The sequence below is a fragment of the Pseudomonas sp. WS 5011 genome (assembly GCF_012985775.1).
Lineage (GTDB): Bacteria > Pseudomonadota > Gammaproteobacteria > Pseudomonadales > Pseudomonadaceae > Aquipseudomonas > Aquipseudomonas peli.
This window is the reverse complement of the sequence record NZ_JAAQXA010000020.1, coordinates 38744-65249: the sequence shown is the minus strand read 5'-3', so window position 1 is coordinate 65249 and position 26506 is coordinate 38744. Positions and strand designations below refer to the sequence as shown.

At 60.0% G+C, this 26506-nt stretch carries 26 protein-coding genes and 1 pseudogene; 11 read left to right on the top strand and 16 right to left on the bottom strand.

Going from position 1 to position 26506, the window contains the following annotated elements; all coding sequences use genetic code 11:
* Nucleotides 1–622: 622 nt before the first annotated feature.
* The gene (gene tyrS / locus HBN63_RS18185; RefSeq protein WP_170050385.1) at nt 623–1825 is read right to left on the bottom strand and encodes a tyrosine--tRNA ligase; all 1203 of its coding nucleotides are present in this window, start codon (nt 1823–1825) and stop codon (nt 623–625) included.
* Nucleotides 1826–2038: 213 nt separating this feature from the next.
* On the opposite strand from tyrS, the gene HBN63_RS18180 reads away from it, so the two are divergent.
* Both HBN63_RS18180 and HBN63_RS18175 read left to right on the top strand, forming a co-directional pair.
* Entirely contained in the window at nt 2039–3439 is a 1401-nt protein-coding gene (locus HBN63_RS18180) for a peptidoglycan DD-metalloendopeptidase family protein (protein WP_170050384.1), read from the top strand.
* A 3-nt stretch (nt 3440–3442) separates the two neighbouring features.
* Nucleotides 3443–4534: an anhydro-N-acetylmuramic acid kinase gene (locus HBN63_RS18175; RefSeq protein WP_170050383.1), complete on the top strand. Its 1092-nt coding sequence runs from the start codon at nt 3443–3445 to the stop codon at nt 4532–4534.
* Between the two features lie 77 nt (nt 4535–4611).
* On the opposite strand, the gene erpA is transcribed toward HBN63_RS18175, so the two are convergent.
* The 4 genes from erpA to argC all read right to left on the bottom strand — a co-directional run bounded on the left by erpA (nt 4612) and on the right by argC (nt 7224).
* Nucleotides 4612–4962 (bottom strand): iron-sulfur cluster insertion protein ErpA, encoded by a 351-nt coding sequence (erpA, locus tag HBN63_RS18170; RefSeq protein WP_090256106.1) that lies wholly within the window; start codon nt 4960–4962, stop codon nt 4612–4614.
* 76 nt (nt 4963–5038) lie between these two features.
* Nucleotides 5039–5449 (bottom strand): polymer-forming cytoskeletal protein, encoded by a 411-nt coding sequence (locus HBN63_RS18165; protein WP_160089380.1) that lies wholly within the window; start codon nt 5447–5449, stop codon nt 5039–5041.
* A 9-nt stretch (nt 5450–5458) separates the two neighbouring features.
* Nucleotides 5459–6190 (bottom strand): DUF6776 family protein, encoded by a 732-nt coding sequence (locus HBN63_RS18160; RefSeq protein ID WP_262499015.1) that lies wholly within the window; start codon nt 6188–6190, stop codon nt 5459–5461.
* A complete protein-coding gene (argC, locus tag HBN63_RS18155; protein ID WP_170050382.1) occupies nt 6190–7224 on the bottom strand; it encodes an N-acetyl-gamma-glutamyl-phosphate reductase in 1035 nt (344 codons plus the stop codon). The genes HBN63_RS18160 and argC overlap by 1 nt, the downstream gene beginning before the upstream one ends.
* Before the next feature lie 146 nt (nt 7225–7370).
* On the opposite strand from argC, the gene hemJ reads away from it, so the two are divergent.
* The 5 genes and pseudogenes from hemJ to HBN63_RS18130 all read left to right on the top strand — a co-directional run bounded on the left by hemJ (nt 7371) and on the right by HBN63_RS18130 (nt 12103).
* Nucleotides 7371–7799, top strand: a complete 429-nt coding sequence (hemJ, locus tag HBN63_RS18150) for a protoporphyrinogen oxidase HemJ (protein WP_090256103.1) — start codon at nt 7371–7373, stop codon at nt 7797–7799.
* A 21-nt stretch (nt 7800–7820) separates the two neighbouring features.
* On the top strand, nt 7821–8783 hold the full coding sequence (locus tag HBN63_RS18145) for a nitronate monooxygenase family protein (protein WP_170050381.1): 963 nt from the start codon (nt 7821–7823) through the stop codon (nt 8781–8783).
* Nucleotides 8780–10042, top strand: a complete 1263-nt coding sequence (locus HBN63_RS18140; RefSeq protein WP_170050380.1) for an alanine racemase — start codon at nt 8780–8782, stop codon at nt 10040–10042. The genes HBN63_RS18145 and HBN63_RS18140 overlap by 4 nt, the downstream gene beginning before the upstream one ends.
* Nucleotides 10043–10149: 107 nt before the next feature.
* Nucleotides 10150–11112: a DUF805 domain-containing protein gene (locus HBN63_RS18135; RefSeq protein ID WP_170050379.1), complete on the top strand. Its 963-nt coding sequence runs from the start codon at nt 10150–10152 to the stop codon at nt 11110–11112.
* Nucleotides 11113–11309: 197 nt separating this feature from the next.
* Nucleotides 11310–12103: pseudogene (locus HBN63_RS18130) on the top strand (SDR family oxidoreductase).
* Here the strand turns inward: HBN63_RS18130 and HBN63_RS18125 are convergent.
* The gene (locus HBN63_RS18125) at nt 12104–13585 is read right to left on the bottom strand and encodes an AAA family ATPase (protein ID WP_170050378.1); all 1482 of its coding nucleotides are present in this window, start codon (nt 13583–13585) and stop codon (nt 12104–12106) included.
* Between the two features lie 57 nt (nt 13586–13642).
* Between HBN63_RS18125 and HBN63_RS18120 the strand changes: the two genes are divergently transcribed.
* The 3 genes from HBN63_RS18120 to coq7 all read left to right on the top strand — a co-directional run bounded on the left by HBN63_RS18120 (nt 13643) and on the right by coq7 (nt 15540).
* Nucleotides 13643–13981, top strand: coding sequence for a histidine triad nucleotide-binding protein (locus tag HBN63_RS18120; protein WP_170050377.1), 339 nt, complete (start codon nt 13643–13645; stop codon nt 13979–13981).
* A complete protein-coding gene (locus tag HBN63_RS18115; RefSeq protein ID WP_262499013.1) occupies nt 13978–14796 on the top strand; it encodes a formylglycine-generating enzyme family protein in 819 nt (272 codons plus the stop codon). Before HBN63_RS18120 ends, HBN63_RS18115 begins: the two co-directional genes overlap by 4 nt.
* A 96-nt stretch (nt 14797–14892) precedes the next feature.
* A complete protein-coding gene (gene coq7, locus HBN63_RS18110; protein WP_170050375.1) occupies nt 14893–15540 on the top strand; it encodes a 2-polyprenyl-3-methyl-6-methoxy-1,4-benzoquinone monooxygenase in 648 nt (215 codons plus the stop codon).
* A gap of 68 nt (nt 15541–15608) precedes the next feature.
* Here the strand turns inward: coq7 and HBN63_RS18105 are convergent, their stop codons facing one another.
* Complete coding sequence (locus HBN63_RS18105; protein ID WP_160089400.1) at nt 15609–16034, bottom strand: OsmC family protein; 426 nt, start codon at nt 16032–16034, stop codon at nt 15609–15611.
* A gap of 230 nt (nt 16035–16264) precedes the next feature.
* Here HBN63_RS18105 and crp point away from each other — a divergent pair, with 230 nt between their 5' ends.
* Complete coding sequence (crp, locus tag HBN63_RS18100; protein WP_090256093.1) at nt 16265–16909, top strand: cAMP-activated global transcriptional regulator CRP; 645 nt, start codon at nt 16265–16267, stop codon at nt 16907–16909.
* A gap of 63 nt (nt 16910–16972) precedes the next feature.
* Here the strand turns inward: crp and trpC are convergent, their stop codons facing one another.
* The 9 genes from trpC to HBN63_RS18055 form a co-directional block, all read right to left on the bottom strand.
* Nucleotides 16973–17809: an indole-3-glycerol phosphate synthase TrpC gene (gene trpC, locus HBN63_RS18095; protein ID WP_170050374.1), complete on the bottom strand. Its 837-nt coding sequence runs from the start codon at nt 17807–17809 to the stop codon at nt 16973–16975.
* Complete coding sequence (trpD, locus tag HBN63_RS18090) at nt 17806–18855, bottom strand: anthranilate phosphoribosyltransferase (protein ID WP_170050373.1); 1050 nt, start codon at nt 18853–18855, stop codon at nt 17806–17808. Before trpD ends, trpC begins: the two co-directional genes overlap by 4 nt.
* On the bottom strand, nt 18855–19448 hold the full coding sequence (locus HBN63_RS18085) for an aminodeoxychorismate/anthranilate synthase component II (RefSeq protein ID WP_170050372.1): 594 nt from the start codon (nt 19446–19448) through the stop codon (nt 18855–18857). The genes trpD and HBN63_RS18085 overlap by 1 nt, the downstream gene beginning before the upstream one ends.
* 11 nt (nt 19449–19459) lie before the next feature.
* Nucleotides 19460–20953 carry an anthranilate synthase component I gene (gene trpE, locus HBN63_RS18080; protein WP_170050371.1) on the bottom strand — a complete coding sequence of 498 codons (1494 nt, stop codon included), beginning with the start codon at nt 20951–20953 and terminating at the stop codon, nt 19460–19462.
* 213 nt (nt 20954–21166) lie between these two features.
* Complete coding sequence (locus HBN63_RS18075) at nt 21167–21886, bottom strand: phosphoglycolate phosphatase (RefSeq protein WP_170050370.1); 720 nt, start codon at nt 21884–21886, stop codon at nt 21167–21169.
* On the bottom strand, nt 21883–22557 hold the full coding sequence (gene rpe / locus HBN63_RS18070) for a ribulose-phosphate 3-epimerase (RefSeq protein ID WP_170050369.1): 675 nt from the start codon (nt 22555–22557) through the stop codon (nt 21883–21885). The genes HBN63_RS18075 and rpe overlap by 4 nt, the downstream gene beginning before the upstream one ends.
* Before the next feature lie 179 nt (nt 22558–22736).
* The gene (gene gabT, locus HBN63_RS18065; RefSeq protein WP_170050368.1) at nt 22737–24017 is read right to left on the bottom strand and encodes a 4-aminobutyrate--2-oxoglutarate transaminase; all 1281 of its coding nucleotides are present in this window, start codon (nt 24015–24017) and stop codon (nt 22737–22739) included.
* A 79-nt stretch (nt 24018–24096) separates the two neighbouring features.
* On the bottom strand, nt 24097–25548 hold the full coding sequence (gabD, locus tag HBN63_RS18060; protein ID WP_262499018.1) for an NADP-dependent succinate-semialdehyde dehydrogenase: 1452 nt from the start codon (nt 25546–25548) through the stop codon (nt 24097–24099).
* Nucleotides 25549–25577: 29 nt separating this feature from the next.
* Complete coding sequence (locus tag HBN63_RS18055; RefSeq protein ID WP_170050366.1) at nt 25578–26405, bottom strand: ABC transporter permease; 828 nt, start codon at nt 26403–26405, stop codon at nt 25578–25580.
* Nucleotides 26406–26506 lie beyond the last annotated feature (101 nt).

Genomic DNA, 26506 nt, shown 5'->3' with positions numbered 1-26506 from the left:
GTTACATCTTTGATTTCTCGCGGAGTAACTTGTGATGCTGATAATCTTGCGACTAGCAGTCTTACCTCACAAGCACCCACACGAATTGCTTGATTCAGTTGTTAAAGAGCGGTGGTTAAGTCTTTCGCCTCAACCGAGGCGCGCATTCTACAGCAGCCTCATTCTCCGTCAAGTGATTTCGAAAATTTCTTTTCAATCTCAACCACTTGCGCCTTCGATCAACATCTAGCTTCTCGTCAGCGGGAGGCGAATTCTACAGCGTTTCAAACCGCTGTCAACCGCCTCTTTTACCGCTTTCGATCATCTCGACCGAACCCCTTCAGACCCAAACACCACCTCCTGAAGAGGAAGCGCATTCTACGCAGCTTTCGCTGCTTTGCAACCCCTTTCTTTAAATCTAACTTCTTGTTTTATAAGAAGTTTAAGGAGCTGCTTACGCCTGAAGAGGTGCGCATTATAGGGACTGGCAAACGAAGGTCAATCGATTATTGCGCTTTTGTTTCAACACCCATGAAATCAAAGACTGCAGCCATACAAACCACCTGCGCGCCGCCTACAGAAACGACAAAGCCGTTGAAGCTTACGCTTCAACGGCTTTGTCGCACCCACTACACCTAGCGCCTTATGACTCTAGCTTAAGCGTAATGCGCGCAAACGCCTTCTTACCGGCCTGACAGATATGCACCGCTCCCACCTTATATATAAAGGAGCGATCCACCACCTCACCATCCACCCGAACACCGCCGGAACCTAAAAGGTCGCGCGCCATAGCAGCGTTCTTCACCAAACCCGCTTTATTAAGGAGCGCAGCAATCGGCATGTCCTCAACAGATAACACCTCGATGTCAGGCAGATCGTCCGGCAGTTCGCCCCCTTTCATGCGATTGCCCGCCGAGCGATGAGCACTGAGCGCCGCCTCTTCGCCATGGAAGCGAGCGACGATCTCTTCAGCCAGTTTGATTTTGATGTCACGGGGGTTGGCGCCCTGCTCGACATCACGCTTGAACTGCTCAATCTCTTCCATGGAGCGAAAGCTAAGCAGCTCGAAATAGCGCCACATCAATGCATCCGGCATGGAGACCAGCTTGTTGTACATGACGCCAGGCGCTTCTTGGATCCCTATATAGTTGCCCAATGACTTGGACATCTTCTTCACGCCATCCAACCCTTCAAGCAACGGCATGGTGACGATGCACTGCGACGCCTGGCCATAGGAGCGCTGCAACTCGCGCCCCATCAGCAGATTGAATTTCTGATCCGTGCCACCCAGCTCTACATCCGCCTGCAGCGCAACCGAGTCATATCCCTGCACCAGCGGATAGAGGAACTCGTGGATAGCTATCGGCTGATTGGTCGAGTAGCGCTTACTGAAGTCATCGCGCTCAAGCATGCGCGCCACGGTGTACTGCGAAGTGAGGCGAATGAAATCCGCCGGCCCCATTTTGTCCATCCACGTGGAGTTGAAGGCAACCTCGGTTTTTGCGGGATCAAGAATCTTGAATACTTGGGTTTTATAGGTCTCCGCGTTCTCGAGCACCTGATCACGGGTCAACGGCGGACGGGTGGCACTTTTACCGCTGGGATCACCAATCATTCCCGTGAAGTCACCAATCAGAAAGATCACCTGATGGCCTAATTCCTGGAACTGCCGCAGCTTGTTAATAAGCACGGTGTGCCCGAGATGCAGATCCGGCGCCGTCGGATCAAAACCGGCCTTAATACGCAGCGGCTGACCACGCTTGAGCTTTTCAATCAGCTCAGCTTCAACCAGAACCTCTTCCGCGCCACGCTTGATCAGCGCCAACTGCTCTTCAACCGACTTCATGACAGGACTCACGACCACTCAAAACAAAAGGGAACCAACCATACAAGATCGCAGACAAATCACAAGTTCTGCCGGCCACCCCACCTACGCTAAGACCGCATAGCGACAACCGGGGTTGCCTAGCTAGCGATTTGGTTATATTTTATACAGTTACTGCATATTCATCATTTCGTTTATCTATTTCTTTTCATTTTTAAAGTCAAAAAGCAGCCTATGACCTCTCCAACTAAAGCGCCGCCCCTGTACCCGAAAAGCCACATATTGGCGGCCAGTGGCGTCGCCGCCCTACTGAGCCTAGCCCTACTGGTATTCCCCTCTCGCGAAGTTGAAGCAAAGAAAACCTACCTGAATCTTGAGCTGGACAGCGGCGCTGAATATGCGGAGCTGCAAGACGATGCAGAATCCGCGAACACCCAGGCCCGTCAGTCACCATTCGCCAATACAGCAGCCACCGAGACACCGGATGAACAGCCATCCGCACAGACTGCACAACCCGAACAAACTGATCCGCTACATCATATTGTTCGCGTGGAGAACGGTGACACGCTGTCTACCGTGTTCGCCAAAGTCGACCTGAGTGCGACCACGCTGCACGCCGTGCTCAACAGCAGTAAAGAAGCCAAGCAGCTGACACGCCTCAAAGTAGGTCAGGCACTTGAGTTCAAACTGAGTGAGGACGGCCAACTCGAAAGCCTGCACAGCAAACTCAGCGACCTGGAAAGCATCGCCCTGGCCAAAAATGACAAAGGCTTCAGCTTCAAGCGTGAGCTGGTCAAACCCGAAGTCCAGACTACCTACAGCCACGGCGTGATCAACAGCTCGCTGTTTCTCTCAGCCAAGCGGGCCGGTTTGTCGCACAGCCTGACCATGGATCTGGCAAACGTATTTGGCTACGACATCGACTTCGCCATGGATATTCGCGAAGGTGACGAGTTCGAGCTGATCTACGAGAAGAAAGTAGTCAACGGCAAGCAGGTTGGTACCGGCAACATCCTCTCCGCACGCTTCACCAACCGCGGCAAGACCTACACCGCTGTGCGTTACACAAACAAACAGGGCAATAGCAGCTATTACAACGCCAATGGCGAGAGCATGCGCAAAGCCTTTATCCGCACCCCGGTGGATTTCGCCCGTATTAGCTCACGCTTTTCCACAGGTCGCCGCCACCCAGTGCTGAACAAGATTCGCGCGCACAAGGGTGTGGATTACGCAGCCCCTCGCGGAACCCCTATCAAAGCTGCCGGTGATGGTCGCATCACCCTGGCAGGCCGTCATGGTGGCTACGGTAATGCGGTCATTATCCAGCACGGTCAACGCTACCGTACCTTGTATGCGCACATGAACGGCTTTGCCAAAGGCATCCGCAGCGGTACCAACGTCAAGCAAGGCCAGATCATCGGCTATATCGGTACCACCGGCCTATCGACCGGACCGCATCTGCACTATGAGTTCCAAGTGAATGGCGTTCACGTTGACCCATTGAGCCAGAAGCTACCAATGGCCGACCCGATTGCCAGCAGTGAGAAAGCCCGCTTCATGCAGCTGAGCAAACCGTTGATGGCGCAAATGGACAAAGAGAAGTCCACGATGCTTGCCCTCAACAATCAGCGCTAAACCATGCCCCTCTATCTCGGTGTGATGTCCGGTACCAGCCTGGACGGTCTGGACATTGCACTGATTGAACAGACACACAGCACTCGCTTAGTCGGTACCCGCTACCTGCCGATGCCTGAAGAGCTGCGCAGCAGCTTACTTAACTTGTGTGCGCCCGGACCAGATGAGTTAGCCCGCGCCGCGATTGCCGAACAGCATTGGGCCACCCTGGCCGCACAGGGCATCAATGACTTACTTGCGCAGCACGACACGCCCACACACAGCGTTCGCGCCATCGGTAGCCACGGCCAGACCGTGCGCCATGAACCTGCCCGCGGCTTCACAGTACAGATCGGCAACCCTGCCTTACTCGCGGAGCTAACTGGCATCAGCGTGGTCAGTGACTTTCGCCGCCGCGATGTCGCTGCGGGAGGCCAGGGGGCGCCGCTGGTTCCGGCGTTTCACCAGGCATTGTTCGCCAGCGAGAACAGCACTCGCGCCATCCTGAACATTGGCGGTTTCAGCAACCTCAGCCTGCTTGAACCCGAACATCCGGTGCATGGTTTCGATTGCGGCCCGGGCAATGTGCTGCTGGACGCCTGGATTCAACGTCACCAGGGCCTGACGTACGACCAAGACGGTCAGTGGGCGGCCAACGGTCAGGTGCAGATGGCACTTCTGCACGCCCTACTCAGCGATCCCTACTTCCAGACTCAAGGCCCTAAAAGCACGGGGCGCGAGCTGTTCAACCTGGCCTGGCTGGATCAGCACCTGCAGAACCTGCCGAAGTTTGCTAAGGCTGACGTGCAGGCAACCCTTCTGGAACTGACCGCAATCAGCATTACCGAAGCGCTCAAGGCTGCTCAACAGCACACCGAGATGCTGCTGGTGTGTGGTGGTGGTGCGCATAACCACACACTGATGCGCCGCCTGGCGCAGCTGTTGCCTAATAGCAAGGTGAGTAGTACCGATGCGCATGGCGTGCCCGCAGACTGGGTCGAAGCCATGGCCTTTGCCTGGCTGGCGCACTGCTGCCTGGAAGGCATTCCCGCCAACCGGCCTAGCGTCACCGGCGCTCGCGGCCTGCGGGTACTTGGCGCGATCTACCCCGCCTAATCACCTTTTCAAATCTGCTGCCCGCAGAAACGACAACGCCGTGCATAAGGCACGGCGTTACTTGAACAGCCTGCTACTCAGATCGAGAACGAAGAGCCGCAACCGCAGGTAGTGGTGGCGTTCGGGTTGTTGATGACAAATCGCGAACCTTCCAGACCTTCCTGATAATCCACCTCGGCACCTGCCAGGTACTGGAAGCTCATCGGATCGACCACCAGACTCACGCCTTCGCGCTCGATGATGGTGTCATCCTCGGCCACCTCTTCATCGAAGGTGAAGCCGTACTGGAAGCCGGAACAACCGCCTCCCGTTACAAACACGCGCAATTTCAGACGCGGGTTGCCTTCCTCATCGACCAGGCTCTTCACCTTGTTCGCTGCGCCCTGCGTAAATTGCATAGCGCTGGGGGTGAAGGTTTCGACGCTCATGCTGATTAACTCCCGGCGCTACGCGCCATACTGCATTCTGATAGGCATTATCCGCTTACCCGAGAAAAGCGGTCAACTATTGTGCAGCATCCAGCGTTTCTGGTAATTCCAACGGCCGCGGTTCGTCCTGCAAGCGGCAGAGGCGGCCTTCGATCTGCGCACCCATGGCCATTTCCATCAACGCGTAATACAGATTGCCGCGCACTCGCGCTCGCGCGCCCAACTCAAGGTGACCACTGGCGTGCACATCGCCAATCACCTCACCGTCAATCACGATATGGGGGGCGCGAAGCTCACCTTCAACCCGTCCCTGCACACTGACGCGCACCATGCCTTCGCTGGCGACCAGGTTACCGATGACTTTGCCATCGACCTGCACCGCGCCTTGAAAGCGTAAATCGCCATGCAGCTCGGCCCCTACCGCAATCAGGCTGGTCTTGCCCGCGAAACGCTGCACGTCGGTACGCGCCTTGTCTTTATTCCACATAAGGAACAGTTACTCCTCTTTGTTCCATTTGAATGTGCGCAGCAGAGGCTTCTCGCCCTGCACCTCGGCACGCACCTTGATCTCGCGCGGGACAAACCCTTCTGGCAACTTTAGCTCGGCAAACTGCCCAGCTTCAGGAATAGCCTGAAAGTGCTTGAACACGAAGGTAATCGGCTGCTCAGGCAACGCATCGGGCAGATCCGCAGACAGCGCAGCCAGTTCGAGCGTAACGTCCTGCTCGCCTTGCTTGCCGACGATCGACACATGCAACTGCCCTTCCAGCGGCGCCTCGCCTTTGCCCACGCGACTGAGGAGTATCTTGTAGCGGAAAAGCTCTGGGCTGTCCGTGGCCTGCAGCTCAAAGGCCCGGATGCGCAAACCTTCACGACGACTGGCGGGGGCCAATACACCTTTGTAGAAGGCCAGATCTTGCTGCTGTTTATAGATCTGCTCTTCCAGCAGCTTGATACTCAGCCGGCTCTGCTCGTTGGCCTGCTGGCTGAGTTTTTCTGCACTGCTCAATACCGCTACACGCTGCCGCAGGTCTTCGAGGTCACGCAGCAGTTGCTCATCGCGCTCTGATTCGACTGGCTGTCCCACCGTCACGGCAGGTTGCGTGTAATGCTGCCACCAACTGCCCGCATAAAACGCCAGCGGAATACACAGCACCAGCAGCAGGACGAATACACGCCGGCGCCTGGCGCGCCCGGGGTCGCTGAGGCGGACCTCCCAGCCCGCCATCAGGGCAGCATGGCCGCGTGAGATAAGCCCAGGCGCTCATCGAAGCCAAAGAGGATGTTCATGTTCTGCACTGCCTGGCCCGAAGCACCTTTGACCAAGTTGTCGATCACCGAGAGCACCACCACCAGGTCGCCATCCTGTGGACGGTGCACGGCAATCCGACAGACGTTGGCACCGCGCACGCTGCGCGTTTCCGGGTGGCTACCAGCGGGCATAACATCAACGAAAGGCTCGTTGGCATAACGCTGCCCGAACAACGCCTGCAGATCCACCGAGCGGTCGACCACAGTGGCGTAAAGCGTGGCGTGAATACCGCGGATCATCGGCGTGAGGTGCGGCACAAAGGTCAGGCCGACATCCTTACCCGCAGCCCGGCGCAGCCCCTGACGGATCTCCGGCAGATGCCGATGACCTTTCACCCCATAAGCCTTCATGCTCTCACCGGCCTCGCTGAACAGCGAACCCACGCTGGCACCGCGCCCGGCACCGCTAACCCCGGATTTGCAGTCAGCAATCACCTGCGTGGTATCAGCCAGCCCGGCCTCAAGCAGCGGAATCAGCGCCAGCTGCGCGGCAGTAGGGTAGCAGCCCGGCACGGCGATTAGACGCGCCTGCTTGATCGCTTCACGGTTAACTTCCGGCAAGCCATACACCGCTTCCGGAAGCAGGTCCGGCGCGCCGTGCGGCTGACCGTACCACTTGGCCCATTCATCGGCGTCCTGCAGGCGGAAGTCGGCGGACAGGTCGATCACCTTGGTTCCAGCGGCCAACAGCTCACCGGCCAGGGCATGCGCAACACCATGCGGGGTGGCGAAGAACACCACATCGCACGCGCCCAGGGTAGCAACGTCCGGCACGCTGAACGCCAGGTTGTCGTAATGACCGCGCAGGTTCGGGTACATCTCATCGACACGCATGCCGGCCTCGGAGCGCGAGGTAATCACCTCGACCTGCGCTTGCGGGTGTTGCGCCAACAAACGCAACAGCTCGACACCGGTATACCCCGTGCCGCCGACGATTCCGACCTTGATCATCACTTGCCCCTTTGCAATACCAGCAGTGGAAAGCTGCCGATGATACGGCCGCTTCGGCCAGGGGCCAACACTTGAGCGCCGCATGTGATGACGGAGGCGGTCATGCCCACTACTATCGGGGCACTTTCCTGTAACGAGTGCGAACAATGCTCTATCTATGGCTCAAGGCTTTTCACATCATCGCCATGGTCTGCTGGTTCGCCGGCCTGTTTTACCTGCCGCGCCTGTTCGTCTACCACGCCATGAGCACCGATGAAGTCAGCCGCGAACGCTTCTGCATCATGGAGCGCAAGCTCTACCGGGGGATCATGTGGCCATCACTGATTCTTACCGTCGGCCTAGGTCTGTGGCTGCTCAGCCTTAACCCGAGCTACTACTTCAGCCAAGGCTGGATGCACGCCAAGCTGAGCCTGGTGGCGCTGCTGGTGGTCTACCAGTTCATGTGCGGCGCCCAGCTCAAAGCCTTTGCCCGTGGCGAGAACCAACGCGGCCATGTGTTCTACCGCTGGTTCAATGAAGCGCCCGTGCTGGCCCTGCTGGGCATTGTCATTCTGGTCGTGGTTCGCCCTTTCTAAATACTCCAAGAGGATTACCGCATGTCGCTTCCGGCCCTGCTCGAACAACGCCTGCGCCTGCCCGTCGTCGCGGCGCCGATGTTTCTGGTGTCCAACCCGCAACTGGTTCTGGCCTGCTGCAACAGCGGCATCGTCGGCAGCTTCCCTGCCCTGAACCAACGCGACAGCAGCGGCTTCAAGAACTGGCTGGAAGAGATCGAAGCCGGCCTGGACAGCGCCGCGGCGCCTTATGCAGTCAACCTGATCGTGCACGGCAGCAACCCGCGCCTGCAGGCGGACCTGGCCATCTGCGTTGAACAGCGCGTGCCCATCGTGATCACCAGCCTCGGCGCGGTGAAGGACGTGGTCGATGCGGTGCACAGCTATGGTGGTCTGGTGTTTCACGACGTGACCACCCGCCGGCATGCTGAGAAAGCCGCCGAAGCCGGCGTCGACGGCCTGATCGCGGTAGCCGCTGGCGCAGGCGGACATGCCGGCACCTGGAGCCCGTTTGCGCTGATCGCCGAGATCCGCCAGTTCTTCGACAAGACCCTGCTGCTGGCTGGTTGTCTCAATCAGGGCCATGAAGTGCTGGCCGCCCAGCTGCTCGGCGCCGACCTCGCCTACCTTGGCACCCGCCTGATCGCCACCCAGGAAAATGCCGCTTCCGCTGCTTACAAGCAGATGATTCTCGACGCCAAAGCCGCCGACATCATCCACACCCCGGCGGTCTCCGGGGTGCCCGCAAGCTTTATGCGCCAGAGCCTGGAGCTGGCCGGCTACGACCTCAAGCAGCTACAGAACAAAGGCGAGGTCAACTACGGCGAGAAGCTCAAGCCGATGGACGAAGAAGCCAAGGCCTGGAAAACCGTATGGTCGGCCGGCCAGGGTGTTGGCACTATCAACGACCTGCCCAGCGTCGAGCAGCTGATCGCCCGCCTTGACAGCGAATACCGGGCCGCCCTCAAGCAAAGCCTGCAGTTGCAACAACGCTGGGCGCGATGAAGCGACGCAGCCTGATCGGCATTGGGGCGTTCGGGCTGCTGGCCGGCTGGGCACTGCGCCCGGATGACCTCGGCCAGCCACACACACCTTACTTTGCGGCACTCAACCAACTGCTGCGACGCGCAGGAGCCGGGCTGCCTTTGCTGGTCGTTGACCTGGACCGGCTCGATCAGAATGCCGATCTGCTGGCAGAGCAACTCGGCAGCCAACTCCCGCTGCGCTTGGTGGCCAAATCGCTGGCCTCCACCGGCTTGCTCGACTACCTGGCGAAGAAACTCGGCACGCAGCGTTTTATGGTGTTTCACCAGCCACAGATCAATCAGCTGGCAGTCAACTTCCCCCAGTCCGACCTGCTGCTCGGCAAACCCTTGCCCAGTGCAGCGGCCCTGAGTTTCTACCAGCAACTGCCACAAGGCAGCGGCTTTGTCCCCGCAGAGCAACTGACCTGGCTGATCGACAGCCAAACCCGCCTGCAGGAATACGCCGCACTGGCCAACGCCCTCAACCAGCCGCTGCAGATTGCCTTTGAAATCGATATCGGCCTGGCCCGCGGCGGCTTTGCCACTCCCGCAGAACTTGGCGCCGCACTCACCTGGCTGCGTAATACGCCCAACCGGCTACGCGTACGCGGCTTAATGGGTTATGACGCGCACCTCGCCCATACGCCGTTCTGGACCGACCAAGCCAGCGCCTTTACCCAGAGCGCCGCACGCTACCGCGCATTTATTACCAGCGCCGCCGCATTCAGCGAGCTGTGGCCGCAACAACCGCTGCTCAATGGCGCTGGCAGCCTGACCTACGCCCTGCATGCCAAGCTCGATACGCCGTTGAATGAAGTCGCGGTCGGCTCCGCACTGCTCAAACCCAGTGATTTTGACAGCCCACTGCTCAGCGCCCAGCAAGCCGCCCTGTGGATCGCCAGCCCGGTGCTCAAAGCGTTGCCTGGGCAGCTACCGTTTCTCGACGGATCACACCAACTTCTGCAGCGCTGGAACCCCAATCGACAACAGGCTTACTACCTGTATGGCGGGCAATGGCCAGCAGCGCCGGTGTCCCCCGCCGGGCTAAGTTATGACTCCCTATATGGCCGCAGTGCCAACCAGGAACGCCTGATCGGCTCAGCCGGCACAGGCTTGCAGGTCGACGACTGGGTATTTCTCCGTCCGCAACGTTCGGAAGGTCTGTTCGAACTGTTCAACCAGCTCTACTTGTTACGCAACGGCCGCCTGGTCGGTAGCTGGTCCGCCAACAGCGCGTGAAGCACCTCAAGAACCCTGCAGATTTGCGCGCAGGCGGCTTGTTTACTGGCCTGCAGGCCGGCTAGTCTGTAGCGCAACTCTACCCTGGCACCGACAAGGACGCCGACATGACCCAAGCCCGCTTCAAGATTGTGTTTAACGGCGAGTTGATGCCTGACGTCAGCCTGGAAACAGCCAAAGAAAACCTCGCGCGCCTGTTCAAGAGCGACCTGACCCGGATCAACTCGCTGTTTAGCGGCGGCAATGTCGATATCAAGCGCGACCTCAGCGAAAACGAGGCAGACCAGTACCTCAAGGCACTGCAGAGCGCCGGGGCCAAAGTGCGCAAGGAACAGGACCTGGCCGCCAGCCTGAGCCTGGTGACAACCGACGACCACCCCACACCACAATCACCTCAAAGCACGACACAGAAAGCCGAAAGCACAAGTGGGATGACCTGCCCCAAGTGTGGTCACCAACAAGCCAAAGCCATCGAGTGCTCAGCCTGCGGCATCGTTATCGAGAAATTTATCGCCCGCCAGGCCATGCTCGCAGAAAATCCGCCAGAAGTGGTCGGCGCAGCGGCAACGCCCTATGCCACACCGAAAGCGGCGGTGGCAGAAACCCTGCCGGAGTTCGGCGAGCTGAAAGCTTTTACCACCGACGGACGAATCGGCCGCTTGCGCTACCTGGCCTGGTCGATGGTACTGATGCTGGCCTGCTTACCGTTGTTCGGCATCGCCGGTGGGTTCTTCGCCGCATCGGAAATTCTTGGCGGCCTGCTGATGGTGGTCGTGGGTATCGCCGTGGCGGTAGTCGGCATCATGTTCGGTGTGCAACGGCTGCATGACATCGGCTGGTCGGGCTGGCTGCTGCTGGTCACCCTGGTGCCGATTGTCGGCGGGGTATTCTCCCTGCTGATGTTTATCATCCCCGGCAGCACAGCCGCTAACCGCTTTGGCCCGCCGCCACCGCCGAATAGCCGCGCGGTGAAAATCCTCGCCCTGCTCTGGGTGGCCATCATCGTCATTGGTATTGTTGCGGCCATCGCCCTGCCTGCCTATATGGGCTATGCCGACGCTGGCCTGTAAGAACCTGTTCAAAGCCTGCTGCGCGTCGGCCCTGCTGTGTTAAAAACAGGCTCGGAATGCTCATGTACAAAAGTACACTCCGCTTCCTCGCCTGTTTTCGCCTTGCAGGACTCTAGCTCGCGAGCCTTTGTACAAGCTCTAAACTACGCAACCTTGCGCGGTACATGGGGTCGAAAGGCCCCATCACGGAGAACCCTATGACCCGTTACGCGCTTATTACCGGAGCCTCCAGCGGTATTGGCCTGGCTCTGGCTGAAGCCCTGGCTCGACGTGGCCGCAATCTGATTCTGGTGGCGCGCCAGCGCGATGCGCTGGAAAGCATTGCCTGCGAACTGACTCAACGCTTTTCCGTGGAAGTGCTGTTTCGCGTCTGCGACCTTAGCCAGCCACTGCAGGTCAGCGGCCTACTGCATGAGCTGGAGCAAGGCGAACGCACCATCGACCTGCTGGTAAACAACGCCGGCATCGGCACCTCTGGTGCCTACGTGGCCCAGGATTGGGCTCGCGAGCAACAGCTGATCGAACTGAATATCCTGGCACTCGCCCGCCTGTGCCACGCCATCGGCACTATCATGGCCGGCCAGGGCAGCGGACAGATTCTCAACGTCGCATCGGTCGCCGGCTTTCAGCCAGGACCAGGCATGAGCAACTACTACGCGAGCAAGGCCTATGTGCTGCACTTCTCCGAAGGCCTGCGCGAAGAGCTTAAAGCGTATGGCGTCAAAGTCTCCGTACTCTGCCCGGGACCAACCCGCAGTGCGTTTTTCCGCACTGCACAGATGGATATACAGGCCCTGCAGGGCAGCAAGCTGATGATGAATGCCGAGGAAGTGGCCCTGATCACCGTCAAGGCGCTGGAGAAGAACCGCGCGATCATCATCCCGGGCTGGCGCAATCGCCTGATTGCGCCAGCCCTAGATTAGGACCGCGCTGGCTGGTACGGCGCATCAGCGCACGGCTCAATCGCCAGTTCGGCAAGCCGGTTAGGTAGCTAGCCGGCGTTGACCGTGCGTCCGTCCGCCCAGGCACGCAGGGCCGCCAGGTCTTCAGCCATCACCACCGACAGCGGCGCGGTGCTTTGAATGCTCTGCAGCAGCAACGCCTGATTGACCGTTTGTTGCTGGGCTTGCGCGGCATACAGGGCACTGACCACCGCCTGCTCGATCTCCGCACCGGAAAAGCCATCACAAGCGGCGGCCAGCTGGCTCAGATCAAACCCCGCCACATCCAGCTCACGCCGCGCCAGGTGAATACGGAAGATGTCGGCCCGCACCTCCGCGTCCGGCAAATCGACAAAGAACAGCTCATCGAAACGGCCCTTGCGCACCAGCTCCGGTGGTAGCCGCGAGATGACGTTAGCGGTCGCCACCATAAACACCGGTGCCTTGCGCTCGGCCATCCAGGTCAACAGGGTGCCGAGTACGCGCTGGCTGACGCCACCATCGTGCTCACCACTGGCCAGGCCTTTCTCGATCTCGTCTATCCAAAGCACACAAGGCGCCATCTGCTCGGCGAGCTTCAAGGCTTCACGCAGGTTGCGCTCGGTCTCGCCGAAGAATTTGTTGTACAGGCAGGCAAAATCCAGACGCAGCAGAGGCAAGCCCCACAGACCCGCGATGGCCTTGGCGGCCAGACTCTTGCCGCCGCCCTGCACACCCACCAACAGCACGCCTTTGGGCAAATCGACGCCTTTACCTTCAAGAAAAATGCTCTGCCGGTCACCCAACCAGCGCTTGAGGTTGCTCAGCCCACCAACCTCGGCGAAACGCGCGGTGTCGTACTCGAAACTCAACACACCATCGAGATCAAGCAGCTTGAACTTGGTCTTGTTCAGTTCTGGCAGGTCTTCCTGAGTGATCGCACCGTCATCACAGATCACATTGCGCGCCAGCGCACGGGCTTCGGCATGGCTGAGACCACGGAGGTTTTTCACCACTTGCTGCAAGGTGCGGTTATCGGTGCGCACCCGGGCATTGCGGTTGCGCGCACTCCAGCCGGTGGCTTCCTCGCGCACGATGGCCAGCAACTCCTCCTCGGAAGGCAGAGACAGGCTGAAGCGTGAGGCGTATCGCTGCACCTCAGGCGGCAACTTGCAGGCATGGGACACCAGCACCAGCGTCGGCTTGCTGGGCTCCTCACTCATGGCTATTTCCTTGAGCAGGCGCACCAGTTTGGGGTTGTCGTCTAGAAACGGATGCAGATCGCACAACACATACAGCGTCGGCTGCGTGTCCGCTTTGATCAGACGCAGCGCAGTTTCCGGCTCCAGGGTGGCACTGTCGACCGGTTCCTGAATGGAATAGCCCACACGCTGCAAGCCTTCGGTCACCGACCACACCTGCAAACCAAGGCTGCGGCGCACGGCCAAGCTGGTCAGGGTTTCCAGCACACGCGGCTCATCCCAGGATTCGATCAGCACCAGTTTGGTCTTGGAGTCCAGTACCAAGCCCAAATCATGAATATCGTTTTTCACCCACGCTCCTTGTCCACTAAACTCGGGCCTCTTTAAATACCGGCCGGGAGACTGTCCATGGACTGTCTATTTTGCAAGATCGTCGCTGGTGAAATACCGGCGCGCAAGCTTTATGAAGATGATCAGGTGATTGCCTTTCACGATATCGGCCCGCAAGCACCGGTGCACTTTCTGGTTATCCCGAAAAAACACATCAGTACCCTCAATGATCTGAGCGAGGCAGACAAGCCGCTGGCTGGGCATATCCTCTTTACCGCGCAGCGCCTGGCCAAGGAGCAAGGCTGCGAGGAAGGCTTTCGCGTGGTGATGAACTGCAATGACCTGGGTGGCCAGACGGTGCACCACATCCATATGCACGTGTTGGGTAAGCGGCAGATGGCATGGCCACCGGGTTGAGTCGTTCCTTACTCGGCGCACTGACCGTGCTCGCCCTGCTGGTCATCAACACTGCGCAGGCACATATGGTTGGCAGCGTATTCAGCGACGCCTTACCCAAGGGCAAGCAAGGGCCACAGTTGGTGGTGGTGCCTGCCGGGCGCTATCTGCTCGGTGATCACAGTGGCCGCGGCAACCATAACGAACGCCCGCTGACCCCGATCGAAATTTCTCAGCCATTTGCCATCGGTCGTTATGAGGTGACGTTCAGCGACTGGCAGCAGTATGCCGAGGCCACCGCGACGCCAATGCCAGATAACGAAGGCTGGGGCCTGTCAGCGCAGCGGCCGGTAATCCATGTGTCCTGGCATCAGGCCGCGGCCTACAGCCAATGGCTCTCAAAGATCACCGGCCAGCGCTACCGGCTGCCCACCGAAGCCGAATGGGAATATGCCGCCCGCGCCGGCAGCACCAGCTATTACTGGTGGGGCGAGCAGCTCGACAGCCCAGAAAATCGGCCGCGTGCGCATTGCCGTGGCTGCGCCACCTCACGGCTGATCCAGAGCAAGACCGAACGTGTCGGCCAGTTCGCCGCCAATGCCTTCGGCCTGCATGACACTGCCGGCAATGTCTGGGAGTGGACCGCTTCGCGCTTCGCCAGCCCGTTCGATGGCAGTGAGCAACGCAGCGCCGGTTTAATGGATCAGAGCCCGCGAGCAGTTCGTGGCGGCGCCTGGAACAGTGGCCCGACCTACCTGCGCAGCAGCCAACGCGACATGAAGCAGCCCCAGCACAAGGACTACGCTCTGGGTTTTCGCGTGTTGCGCGAACTCTAATGGCGCCGACGTGCGTCAAGGCTGCGACGAAACGTCAACAGACCTTCTCCCGCGCGTGGAGTAAACTGAACGCCGTCATCATCGCCGGAGGTCCTTATGGCCAGCGAACGTCACTTCTCACCCGTTGATCGCCTGCTGCTACAAGCCGATGCCGCCCTGCGCACGTTGCTGCCCTTTAGCGGTCAACCGACGCGGCCATCGCCGGCCATCGTGCAACCGGAAAGCGAGCTGGATGAGCAGCAAGCACAACACATCGCGGGTTTGATGCGTATCAACCACACGGGCGAAGTCTGCGCTCAGGCGCTCTATCAGGGCCAGGCGCTGACTGCCAAACTGCCGCAGGTGCGCCAGGCCATGGAGCATGCGGCTGATGAAGAAATCGACCACCTGGCCTGGTGCGAACAGCGCATCCGTCAGCTGGGCAGCCAACCGAGCATCCTCAATCCGCTGTTCTACGGCCTGTCCTTCGGCGTCGGCGCTGCGGCTGGCCTGATCAGCGACCGGGTCAGCCTGGGTTTTGTCGCCGCCACCGAAGATCAGGTGGTCAAGCACCTCGACGACCACCTGCAGCAGCTGCCTGAGGAAGACCAGAAATCCCGCGCGATACTCGAACAGATGCGCGCCGATGAAGAACAACATGCCTGCAACGCTCTGGATGCCGGCGGCCTGCGCTTCCCGGCGCCGGTGAAGTTCGGCATGAGTCTGTTGGCCAAGGTGATGACCAGCACCACTTACCGCGTATAAAGCTGAATCGGCGGCACAAAAAAGGGCACTGACGTGCCCTTTTGCATTAACGGCTTTATCGCAGCGGGCTACTCGCCCAGCTCGATAATTTCGTAGTCATGGGTGATTTCAACCCCGCCGCGGCCCAGCATAATTGAAGCGGAACAGTACTTCTCGGCGGACAGTTCAACCGCACGCTTGACCTGAGCCTCCTTCAAACCGCGGCCCTTGACCACGAAATGCAGGTGAATCTTGGTAAACACCTTGGGTTCTTCGGTGGCGCGTTCAGCTTCCAGAAAGGCTTCACAGCTCTCGACCGCCTGGCGAGATTTCTTCAGGATGCTGACCACATCGAAGTTGCTGCAGCCGCCCAGGCCGATCAACACCATTTCCATCGGGCGCACGCCCAGGTTGCGTCCACCGCTCTCCGGCGGGCCATCCATCACCACCGCATGGCCGCTGCCTGACTCTCCGATAAACAGGGCTTCACCGGCCCACTGAATACGCGCTTTCATTACCCAGGCTCCGCTGTTAAAAAGGGAGGCAGCTTAGCACAGCGCTTTTACTCGCCACCCAGCAGTCAGCGTGTAAAAAGTTCCGGGCTGAATGTTAGCCAGGTCGCAAAACAGGACCTCGCTACAGAGGGTTTGTTAAGCTGGCGCCTGATTACTGGCACACTTGTACGGATAACTATTATTAGAACTAGCCGCACAACGGCTCACCTTTATAAATTCGGGATTCGGGCATGGTAGCTATTACCCTTACACCTAAAATAAAAAATCTCGACAAGCTCCTCGCACATTGCCATCGCCGTCGCTACACAGCTAAAAGCACCATCATCTATGCGGGCGACCGTTGCGAAACGCTGTTTTTCATCGTCAAAGGCTCGGTCACTATCCTGATCGAAGACGATGATGGTCGTGAAATGATCATTGCTTACCTCAACTCCGGCGACTTTTTCGGAGAAATGGGTCTGTTCGAGAAGGACGGAGCCGAGAAAGAACGCAGCGCCTGGGTGCGCGCCAAGACTGAGTGCGAGGTGGCGGAGCTGAGCTACGCCAAATTCCGCGAACTCACCCAACAAGACCCGGACATTCTCTACGCCCTGGGCAGCCAGATGGCTGAACGCCTGCGCAACACCACGCGCAAAGTGGGCGACCTGGCCTTTCTGGACGTCACCGGTCGCGTTGCTCGCACCCTGCTCGACCTGTGCAAGCAACCCGACGCCATGACTCACCCGGACGGTATGCAGATCAAAATCACCCGCCAGGAAATCGGCCGCATCGTCGGCTGCTCGCGTGAGATGGTCGGCCGCGTGCTCAAGGCTCTGGAAGAACAGGGCCTGGTCAACGTCAAAGGCAAGACCATGGTGGTGTTCGGCACGCGCTGAGTATCAACGCTGCAGCCATAAAAAAGCCGACGCATGCGTCGGCTTTTTTATGGCTTGATGGTTTCAGTCCACGTCAGGCGCCGCGATCACTCGCTTGCGCTCCGGAAAAAACAGACGCTCTAGCTCAGCCCCCGGATTGTCGGCACGCATAAACGCCTCGCCGACCAGGAAGGCAAACACCTCACTGATTTCCATCAACTCGACATCGGCACGGTTGAGGATGCCGCTCTCGGTGACCACCAGGCGGTCACGCGGAATCCGGGGCAGCAGGTCGAGGGTGTTTTCCAGGCTCAACTCGAAGGTGTGCAGGTTGCGGTTGTTGATCCCCACCAGCGGCGTATCCAGGGTTTTCAGCGCCCGCTCCAGCTCATCGCCGTCATGCACTTCCACCAGCACATCAAGATCAAAGGCTTTAGCCGTCGCGGCCAGCTCGGCCATCTGCGCGTCTTCCAGGGCCGAGACGATCAACAGCACACAGTCGGCACCCAAGGCACGGGCTTCAACGATCTGGTACGGATCAATCATGAAATCCTTGCGAATAACCGGCAGTGAACACGCCCCACGGGCTTCCTGCAGATAGCGATCCGCGCCCTGAAAGAAATCGATATCGGTCAGCACTGACAGGCAGGTGGCGCCACCGGCCTGATAACTCTCGGCAATCTCGGCTGGCACGAATTGCTCGCGCAGCACGCCCTTGCTCGGTGAGGCCTTTTTGATTTCAGCGATCACCGCCGGCTGCTTGCGCTTGGCCTGGCTGATCAGCGCCTCGGCAAAGCCGCGCACCGGATCGGCAGCACGGGCTTGCTGCTCAAGCTCGGCCAGCGAAACAACGGCGCGGCGTGCGGCGACTTCTTCAGCCTTGCGCGCGAGAATCTTCTCCAGAACGGTTGGAATACTCACCCGGCATTCTCCTCTTTGAATACAGCGGTAAAGGACACCAACTCCTGCAATTTTTCCCAGGCCAGGCCAGTGTGCAAGGCGTCATGGGCCAGCTGCACGCCTTGCTTGAGGCTGCTCGCTAGGTCCGCCGCATACAGCGCCGCACCGGCATTCAGAGCAATCATGTCGGCCGCTTTCTGCCCGGCTTCGGTCTTGCGCTTCGTCAGGGCATCACGAATCAGCGCCAGCGAGGTCTCCGGGCTTTCCACCGCCAGGCCGACCAAACTCTGGCTCTTCAGCCCGAGGTCTTCCGGCAGTACTTCGTATTCGCTGATGAGCCCATCCCTCAATTCGGCGACATGAGTCGCCGACGCCAGGCTGAATTCATCCAGGCCATCGCGCGAATGCACCACCAGGATGTGTTGGCTGCCGAGGCGCTTTAGTACCTCGGCCAGCGGCCGGCACAGCGCCTGGCTGAAAACGCCCACCACCTGATGCTTGACACCGGCCGGATTGGTCAGTGGGCCAAGCATATTGAAGAGGGTACGCAGGCCCAGCTCACGACGTGGCACGGCAGCATATTTCATCGCCGAGTGATGCACCTGGGCAAACATAAAGCCGACCCCGACGCTCTCGATACAGCGCGCCACCTGCACAGGCGTCAGACTCAGGTAGATCCCTGCAGTCTCCAGCAGATCAGCACTGCCGCTCTTGCCTGACACCGCGCGATTACCGTGCTTGGCCACCTTGCCGCCAGCTGCAGCGACAACAAAGCTCGCTGCGGTCGACACGTTGAAGATATTCGCGCCATCGCCACCGGTGCCGACCACGTCGACCACGTGGTCGAGGGTTTGCAGGTGCACATGGCTGGCCAGCTCACGCATGACCGAGACCGCGCCGACGATTTCGTCGATGGTCTCGCTCTTCATACGCATGCCCATCAGGAAGGCGCCGATCTGCGCATCGGTACATTGGCCGGTCATGATCTCGCGCATGACGCTCTGCATTTCTTCGGTCGACAGATCGAGCTGGCTGACCACCCGATTGAGGGCTTCCTTGATATTCATCAGCGCAGGCCTCCTTGTTGTTTGAGGAAGTTGGCAAACAGCTCATGGCCCTGTTCGGTCAGAATCGACTCAGGGTGGAACTGCACGCCCTCGATGTGCAGGGTCTTGTGGCGCAGGCCCATAATTTCGTCCACCGTGCCATCCTCGTGCTGAGTCCAGGCGGTGATTTCCAGGCAGTCCGGCAGGGTTTCGCGCTTGACCACCAAAGAATGGTAGCGGGTTACCGTCAGCGGGTTGTTCAGGCCGGCAAATACACCCAGGTCCTTATGGAACACCGGGCTAGTCTTGCCGTGCATCACCTGGCGCGCACGCACTACATCGCCGCCAAAGGCCTGGCCGATGCTCTGGTGGCCGAGGCACACACCGAGAATTGGTAGTTTGCCGGCGAAATTCAGGATGGCCTCGATAGACACCCCGGCTTCGGTAGGCGTGCACGGGCCGGGCGACACCACAATACGTTCGGGCTTAAGCGCTTCGATCTCGGCAATCGACAGTTCGTCATTGCGGATCACATGCACGTCTGCGCCCAGTTCGCCCAGGTACTGCACCACGTTGTAGGTAAAGGAGTCGTAGTTATCGATCATTAAAAGCATGGCGGGACTCCTCAGCGCTTGATCTGGTCGGGGACGGTTTGCTCGGCGAGCGCCACAGCACGGAACATGGCGCGACGCTTGTTCAGCGTTTCCTCCCACTCCAGGGCTGGCACCGAGTCGGCAACGATGCCGGCACCCGCTTGCACATGCAGCTCGCCATCCTTGATCACCGCGGTGCGGATGGCGATAGCGGTGTCCATATTGCCGTTCCAGGCCAGATAACCCACGGCACCGCCATAGACGCCACGTTTGACCGGCTCGAGCTCGTCGATGATTTCCATGGCGCGTATCTTCGGCGCGCCAGACAGGGTGCCCGCCGGCAGAATGGCACGCAGCGCGTCCATCGCCGTCAGGCCTTCCTTGAGCTGACCGGTGACGTTGGAAACGATATGCATGACGTTGGAATAGCGTTCGATCACCATCTTCTCGGTGAGTTTGACGCTGCCAGTGCTGGCAACCCGGCCGACGTCGTTGCGGCCCAGGTCGATCAGCATCAGGTGCTCGGCGACTTCCTTGGCGTCCGACAGCAGATCCTCTTCCAGGGCCTGATCGGCCTCTTCGGTGGCGCCGCGCGGGCGGGTGCCGGCAATCGGGCGCACCGTGACCAGGCCATCTTCCAAACGCACCAGCACTTCCGGCGAGCTGCCGACAACATGGAAGTCGCCGAAGTTGAAGAAGTACATATAAGGCGTTGGGTTGATGCAGCGCAGCGCGCGGTACAGATCAATCGGCGCCGCCTTGAACGGGATCGACATGCGCTGGGAGATCACTACCTGCATGCAGTCGCCTGCAAGGATGTACTCCTTGATCGCCTTGACCGCATTTTCGTAGTCATCGCGTTTAAAGCTGGAAATAAAATCCGGTTCGGCACCGGCCGGCGCAGCCAGATCTACGCCCAGGCGCGGGGTAATTGGCTGACGCAGCTTGTGCAGAATCTCCTGCAGGCGTGCCTGGCCCTGCTCCAGCGCATCGGCCTGGGCCGGATCGGCTAGGACGATGGCGTGCATCTTGCCGGCCAAGTTGTCGAACACCACCACCGCATCGGAAACCATCAACAGGATGTCGGGCGTGCCCAAGGCATCAGGGTTAGCGCCCTTGGCCAGTTTGGGCTCAACGTAACGCACGCTGTCATAGCCAAAGTAACCCACCAGGCCGCCGTTAAAGCGCGGCAGCCCCGGTAGGGTTGGCACCTTGTAGCGCGCCTGGAACTGCTCGACAAAGGCCAGCGGGTCTTCGCACTGATGGCGCTCGACCTCGACGCCATCGACGCTGATGATCACCTCATGGCCATAAGCACGCAGCACCGTGCGGGCCGGCAGGCCGATGATGGAGTAACGCCCCCACTTCTCGCCGCCCTGGACGGACTCGAGCAAGTAGGTATTGGCCTCGTCGGCCAGCTTCAGATAGATCGACAGTGGGGTGTCGAAATCCACCAGGGTTTCGCAGGCAACAGGAATGCGGTTATAGCCGGCAGCGGCTAAACGCAGGAATTCTTCGCGGGTCATGATCAGCCTCGTGGCTTGAGGTAATTCGGTCGAGTGCAAACGCGCCGCCTAGGCGGCCAAGATCAAGTCAGGGGCGCCAGCGCCAACGGGCCAGGGCCTTGATGATTTTCATGTCGGTGCTTGCCGACCAGCGCGTGCAGGTAACCACCACGAAGCTCTCTTATTTCAGGCGGGATTGAAGTCCGGCCACACTAGCGCAGGGCCGGACCCGAATCAACCCGCAACCCCCAGCAAAATCGGGGGCTCACCAGGGCGCAGCAAACCGCTCAGGCAATCTAGTACGTGCGCAGGATTCTCCTCGGCAATCGGGCGACCGTGGTTATAGCCGTAACTCAGCGCCACACAGGGCACGCCGGCGGCCTTGGCCGCCAGTACGTCATTGCGCGAATCACCAATAAACAGCGCCTGCGAAGCGTCCACCCTGGCCAGTTGCAGCACATGCAGCAGTGCTGCCGGGTCGGGTTTCTGCTGCGGCAGGGTGTCCCCGCCGACGATCCAGCGGAAATAACCGCCCAAGCCCTTTTCATCCAACAAGGGCGCAACAAAGCGCTCAGGCTTGTTGGTAACAATCGCCAGCTCGACCTGCTGCTCACGTAACCAGTCCAGAGTGGCTTGCACGCCGGGATACACCCGAGTCAGGGCGTGATTTGCAGCATAAAACTGCATAAACAGCTCCAGCGCCTGCTCGGCCAGTTGATTCTCGACATGCGTATGTTCCAGCCCGCCCGCCAACGCTCGGCGCACCAGCACCCGCGCACCATTGCCGACCCAGTTACGCACCTGCTCTATGCCGGCGGCAGGCAGGCCCAACTCACGCAGGGTATTGTCGACAGCGGCGGCCAGATCCGGCACTGAGTCCACCAACGTGCCGTCCAGGTCAAACATCACCAGGCGCGGTAACTCACCCTTGAACAGCTCGCGCAGCAGACTCATCCGCGCGCCTGGGCCAGCTCAGCGCGCATGGCGTCGATCACCGCCTTGTAGTCGGGCTGGTTGAAGATCGCCGAGCCGGCGACAAAGGTATCGGCCCCTGCCGCTGCGATTTCGCGAATGTTCTGCACATTCACCCCGCCGTCGATTTCCAGACGAATCTCACGACCGGAAGCATCGATCAGCGCGCGCGCCTCTTTGAGCTTTTCCAGGGTATGGGGAATAAACTTCTGCCCACCGAAGCCAGGGTTAACACTCATCAGCAGGATCATGTCGACCTTGTCCATGACGTGCTTAAGCACCTCCAGCGGCGTCGCCGGGTTAAACACCAAACCGGCCTTGCAGCCGCCATCGCGAATCAGCTGCAGGGAGCGATCGATATGCTCGCTGGCCTCAGGGTGAAAGGTGATGTAGCTCGCGCCGGCCTCGATAAAGTCACCGATGATGCGATCCACAGGCTTGACCATCAGGTGCGCGTCAATCGGCGCGGTGATGCCGTACTTACGCAGCGCCGCACAGACCATCGGGCCGATAGTCAGGTTGGGCACATAGTGATTGTCCATCACATCGAAGTGCACGATGTCGGCACCGGCGGCGAGCACCTTGTCGACTTCTTCACCCAGGCGGGCGAAATCAGCGGAGAGAATCGACGGGGCAATGGCGAAGGGTTGCATAACGCACCTCGGTGGCATTCACGAAAGGCGCGCATTGTACCCGAGCGGATTCTCAGGCGTCGCTGGGACGATGGTCGGCAGGTGGCGCGGAGGGTGGATGGCGCCTTTTCATCCACCCTACGATAACGCAGATAAGGAAAGACCCGCCGAAGCGGGTCTTTTGTATGAGCGCTGCGGGCTTACGCCAGTTCGTCGAAGCACTCGGCGATGATCGCCAGGCCACGGTCGAGCAGGGCATCTTCCGCGGTCAACGGCACCAGCACGCGCAAGACGTTGCCGTAAGTACCACACGACAGCAGGATTAAACCCTTCTCACGCGCCTTGGCAACAATCTGCCCGGTCAGCACGGCGTTGGGTTTGTGCACGTCGCCGCCTTCGCACAGCTCCATGGCAATCATGGCGCCCAGGGCGCGCACTTCGCCGATGCTGTTGTGCTTGGCCTGAATGGCTTTGAGGCTAGTAACCAGACGCTCGCCGACGGCCTTGCAGCGATCCAGCAGCTGCTCTTCCTCGAACACTTCCATCACAGCCAGGGCCGCGGCGCAGGCAATCGGGCTGCCTGCGTAGGTGCCACCCAAACCGCCCGGGGCGATGGCGTCCATGTATTCCGCCTTGCCGCACACGCCCGCCACCGGGAAACCGCCGGCGATGGATTTGGCAAAGGTTGTCAGGTCGGCGGCAACGCCCATCTGTTCCATGGCGAAGAATGTGCCGGTACGCCCGGCACCGGTCTGAACTTCGTCAGCGATCAGCAGGATGCCGTGCTGATCACACAAGGCGCGCAGGCGCAGCATGAAGTCTTTCGGCGCGACGTAGAAACCGCCCTCGCCCTGCACTGGCTCGATGATGATCGCGGCGATGTCGCGCGGCTCAGCATCGTTCTTGAAGATGCGCTCGATGCTGGCGATCGCGTCATCGGTGCTCACGCCGTGCAGTTCACACGGGTACTGGGCGCGGAAGATGCCGCCCGGCATCAAACCCATGCCGGCCGAGTACGGTACGACCTTGCCGGTCAGGCCCAGGGTCATCATGGTGCGGCCGTGGTAGCCGCCGGTGAAGGCGATCACGCCAGCACGACCGGTGGCAGCGCGGGCGATTTTGATCGAGTTTTCCACGGCTTCGGAGCCGGTGGTGACCAGCAGGGTCTTCTTGGCGAAGTCGCCTGGCACGCGTGCGTTAACTTTCTCGCACAGTTCAACGTACGGCTCGTACGCCAGCACCTGGAAGCAGGTGTGGGTCAGTTTGGTCAGCTGCTCTTGTACCGCCGCCACCACTTTCGGGTGCAGGTGGCCGGTGTTGAGCACGGCGATGCCGCCAGCGAAGTCGATAAACTCGCGGCCTTCAACGTCGGTTACGGTGGCGTTCTTTGCCGATTCAGCAAAGATCGGGTGGATCTGGCCCACGCCGCGTGGAACGGCAGCGGTGCGGCGTTGCATCAAAGATTCGTTGGTCTTGCTCATGCGGTCCTCGTTAGGAGTGCAGGTTGTTCAGGAGGTGGAAGACGCGTGCGGTCTTCCACCTTATGGATTCAGGCCACGCTTAGATTCCGAGGCACAGGTATTTGATCTCCAGGTACTCATCCAGGCCGTACTTGGAGCCTTCACGGCCCAGGCCGGAGGACTTCATCCCGCCAAACGGCGCGACCTCGGTCGAGATCACCCCGGTGTTGATGCCGACCATGCCGTACTCCAGCGCCTCGGCCACACGGAATACACGGCCCAGATCACGGGCATAGAAGTAGGCGGCCAGACCAAACTCGGTGTCGTTGGCTTGGCGAATCACTTCAGCTTCATCGCTAAAGCGAAACAGCGGGGCCAGCGGACCGAAGGTTTCTTCACGGGCCACGGCCATCTCGGCGGTCACGCCAGAGACAATGGTCGGCTCAAAGAAATTACCGCCCAAACTGTTGCCGCCCGCCAGCAGGGTCGCGCCCTTTTCCAGCGCATCATGCAGGTGGCGCTGCACCTTGATCACGGCGTCGGCGTTGATCAGCGGGCCGGTGGTGATGCCCTCGTCCATGCCGTTGCCGACCTTGAGCTTGGCCACTGCGGCTTGCAGCTTGGCGGCGAAGGCGTCATACACACCGTCCTGAATGTACAGGCGGTTGGCGCATACGCACGTCTGCCCGGCGTTACGGTACTTGGAGATGATCGCCCCTTCCACGGCGGCATCCAGGTCGGCGTCGTCGAAGACGATAAACGGCGCGTTGCCGCCCAGCTCCAGTGAGAGTTTCTTCAAGGTCGGCGCGCACTGCTGCATCAGTTTGATGCCCACGCCGGTGGAGCCGGTGAAGCTCAGCTTGCGCACGATGGGGTTGTCGCATAACTCCGCGCCGACGTCGCGGCTGGCGTCCACGTCCGCTGGGATCACGCTGAGCAAGCCAGCCGGAATGCCTGCTTGCTCGGCCAGTGCTGCCAGCGCCAGCGCGGAGAACGGCGTTTGCGGTGCAGGTTTGAGCACCATCGCACAGCCCACGGCCAGCGCCGGGCCGGCTTTGCGGGTGATCATCGCGCTGGGGAAATTCCACGGGGTGATAGCTGCCGTCACGCCCACGGGTTCTTTTTGCACCAGGATGCGCTTATCGCCGGCATGGGCGGGAATCACATCGCCATAGGCGCGCTTGGCTTCCTCGGCAAACCATTCGATAAACGAGGCCGCGTAGGCAATCTCGCCACGGGCCTCGACCAAGGGTTTGCCTTGCTCGGCAGTCATGATCCGCGCCAGATCTTCCTGGTTAGCCATGATCAGGTTGAACCATTGGCGCAGGCGATTGGCCCGCTCCTTGGCCGTCAGGGCACGCCAAGCCGGTTGCGCGACTTGCGCAGCGTCAATGGCGCGGCGGGTTTCGGCGCCGCCCATGTTCGGCACGCTGCCGATCACCTCATCGGTCGCCGGGTTGCGGATCTCGGTTCGTGCACCGTTGTCGGCCTCACACCACTGGCCGTTCACGTAAGCCTGCTGGCGCAGCAGGCTGGGGTTATTTAATTGCAGGCTCATAGGGCTCTCTTGTTCTGGGTGGCTCAGGACGGTTGCTGGGTGCGCAGTTTCTCGCTGCGTCCGCGCAGCCATTCCAGGGTCAGCAGCAGCAGGATGGAGAAACCGATCAGCAGGGTCGCGGCGGCGGCAATGGTGGGCGACAGGTTCTCGCGAATGCCGCTGAACATCTGCCGTGGCAGGGTGGCCTGTTCGGGGCCGGCGAGAAACAGGGTCACCACCACCTCATCGAACGAGGTGGCGAAGGCGAACAATGCGCCACTGATTACCCCGGGTGCGATCAGCGGCAAGGTCACCCGGCGAAAGGCGGTCAGCGGCGAAGCACCCAGGCTGGCGGCGGCGCGTACCAGGTTGTAGTTGAAGCCTTGCAGTGTCGCCGACACGGTGATGATGACGAACGGCACGCCGAGCACCGCATGCACCAGGATCAGCCCCAAGTAGCTGTTGCCCAACCCCATGGGGGCGAAGAACAGGTAGCTGGCCACCCCGACTATGACCACTGGCGCCACCATCGGCGAGATGACCAGGCTCATCACCAGGGCCTTACCACGAAACTCGCCACGGGTCAGGCCAATCGCGGCCAACGTGCCGAACACCATCGCCAGCAGCGTGGCGGCGGGAGCAATGATCAGGCTGTTTTTCAGCGAACGCATCCACTCAGCGGAGGTGAAGAAGTCTTCGTACCAGCGCAGCGAGAAGCCCTGCAACGGGTACACCAGAAAACTGCCGGAGTTGAACGACAGCGGAATGATCACCAGAACAGGCAGGATCAGGAACAGCAGCACCAGCGCACACAGGCTGCGGTGGGTCCAGAACCAGGCACGTTCGATCGGCGATTTATAGGGGCTCAGCATCTGCATTCTCCAATCATTCTCTAGCGGGGCAACGCCCCTCTCCCGCCCTGCGGGCACACTCGCCCGGAGGAGCGAGGGTCATCAGCTGGCCTGCTGCGCAG

Coding starts and splice junctions, on each gene's coding strand:
- tyrS (WP_170050385.1), bottom strand. CDS start 1,825: ATGAAGTCGGTTGAAGAGCAGTTGGCGCTGATCAAGCGTGGCGCGGAA.
- HBN63_RS18180 (WP_170050384.1), top strand. CDS start 2,039: ATGACCTCTCCAACTAAAGCGCCGCCCCTGTACCCGAAAAGCCACATA.
- HBN63_RS18175 (WP_170050383.1), top strand. CDS start 3,443: ATGCCCCTCTATCTCGGTGTGATGTCCGGTACCAGCCTGGACGGTCTG.
- erpA (WP_090256106.1), bottom strand. CDS start 4,962: ATGAGCGTCGAAACCTTCACCCCCAGCGCTATGCAATTTACGCAGGGC.
- HBN63_RS18165 (WP_160089380.1), bottom strand. CDS start 5,449: ATGTGGAATAAAGACAAGGCGCGTACCGACGTGCAGCGTTTCGCGGGC.
- HBN63_RS18160 (WP_262499015.1), bottom strand. CDS start 6,190: ATGGCGGGCTGGGAGGTCCGCCTCAGCGACCCCGGGCGCGCCAGGCGC.
- argC (WP_170050382.1), bottom strand. CDS start 7,224: ATGATCAAGGTCGGAATCGTCGGCGGCACGGGGTATACCGGTGTCGAG.
- hemJ (WP_090256103.1), top strand. CDS start 7,371: ATGCTCTATCTATGGCTCAAGGCTTTTCACATCATCGCCATGGTCTGC.
- HBN63_RS18145 (WP_170050381.1), top strand. CDS start 7,821: ATGTCGCTTCCGGCCCTGCTCGAACAACGCCTGCGCCTGCCCGTCGTC.
- HBN63_RS18140 (WP_170050380.1), top strand. CDS start 8,780: ATGAAGCGACGCAGCCTGATCGGCATTGGGGCGTTCGGGCTGCTGGCC.
- HBN63_RS18135 (WP_170050379.1), top strand. CDS start 10,150: ATGACCCAAGCCCGCTTCAAGATTGTGTTTAACGGCGAGTTGATGCCT.
- HBN63_RS18120 (WP_170050377.1), top strand. CDS start 13,643: ATGGACTGTCTATTTTGCAAGATCGTCGCTGGTGAAATACCGGCGCGC.
- coq7 (WP_170050375.1), top strand. CDS start 14,893: ATGGCCAGCGAACGTCACTTCTCACCCGTTGATCGCCTGCTGCTACAA.
- HBN63_RS18105 (WP_160089400.1), bottom strand. CDS start 16,034: ATGAAAGCGCGTATTCAGTGGGCCGGTGAAGCCCTGTTTATCGGAGAG.
- crp (WP_090256093.1), top strand. CDS start 16,265: ATGGTAGCTATTACCCTTACACCTAAAATAAAAAATCTCGACAAGCTC.
- trpD (WP_170050373.1), bottom strand. CDS start 18,855: ATGAATATCAAGGAAGCCCTCAATCGGGTGGTCAGCCAGCTCGATCTG.
- HBN63_RS18085 (WP_170050372.1), bottom strand. CDS start 19,448: ATGCTTTTAATGATCGATAACTACGACTCCTTTACCTACAACGTGGTG.
- trpE (WP_170050371.1), bottom strand. CDS start 20,953: ATGACCCGCGAAGAATTCCTGCGTTTAGCCGCTGCCGGCTATAACCGC.
- HBN63_RS18075 (WP_170050370.1), bottom strand. CDS start 21,886: ATGAGTCTGCTGCGCGAGCTGTTCAAGGGTGAGTTACCGCGCCTGGTG.
- rpe (WP_170050369.1), bottom strand. CDS start 22,557: ATGCAACCCTTCGCCATTGCCCCGTCGATTCTCTCCGCTGATTTCGCC.
- gabT (WP_170050368.1), bottom strand. CDS start 24,017: ATGAGCAAGACCAACGAATCTTTGATGCAACGCCGCACCGCTGCCGTT.
- HBN63_RS18055 (WP_170050366.1), bottom strand. CDS start 26,405: ATGCTGAGCCCCTATAAATCGCCGATCGAACGTGCCTGGTTCTGGACC.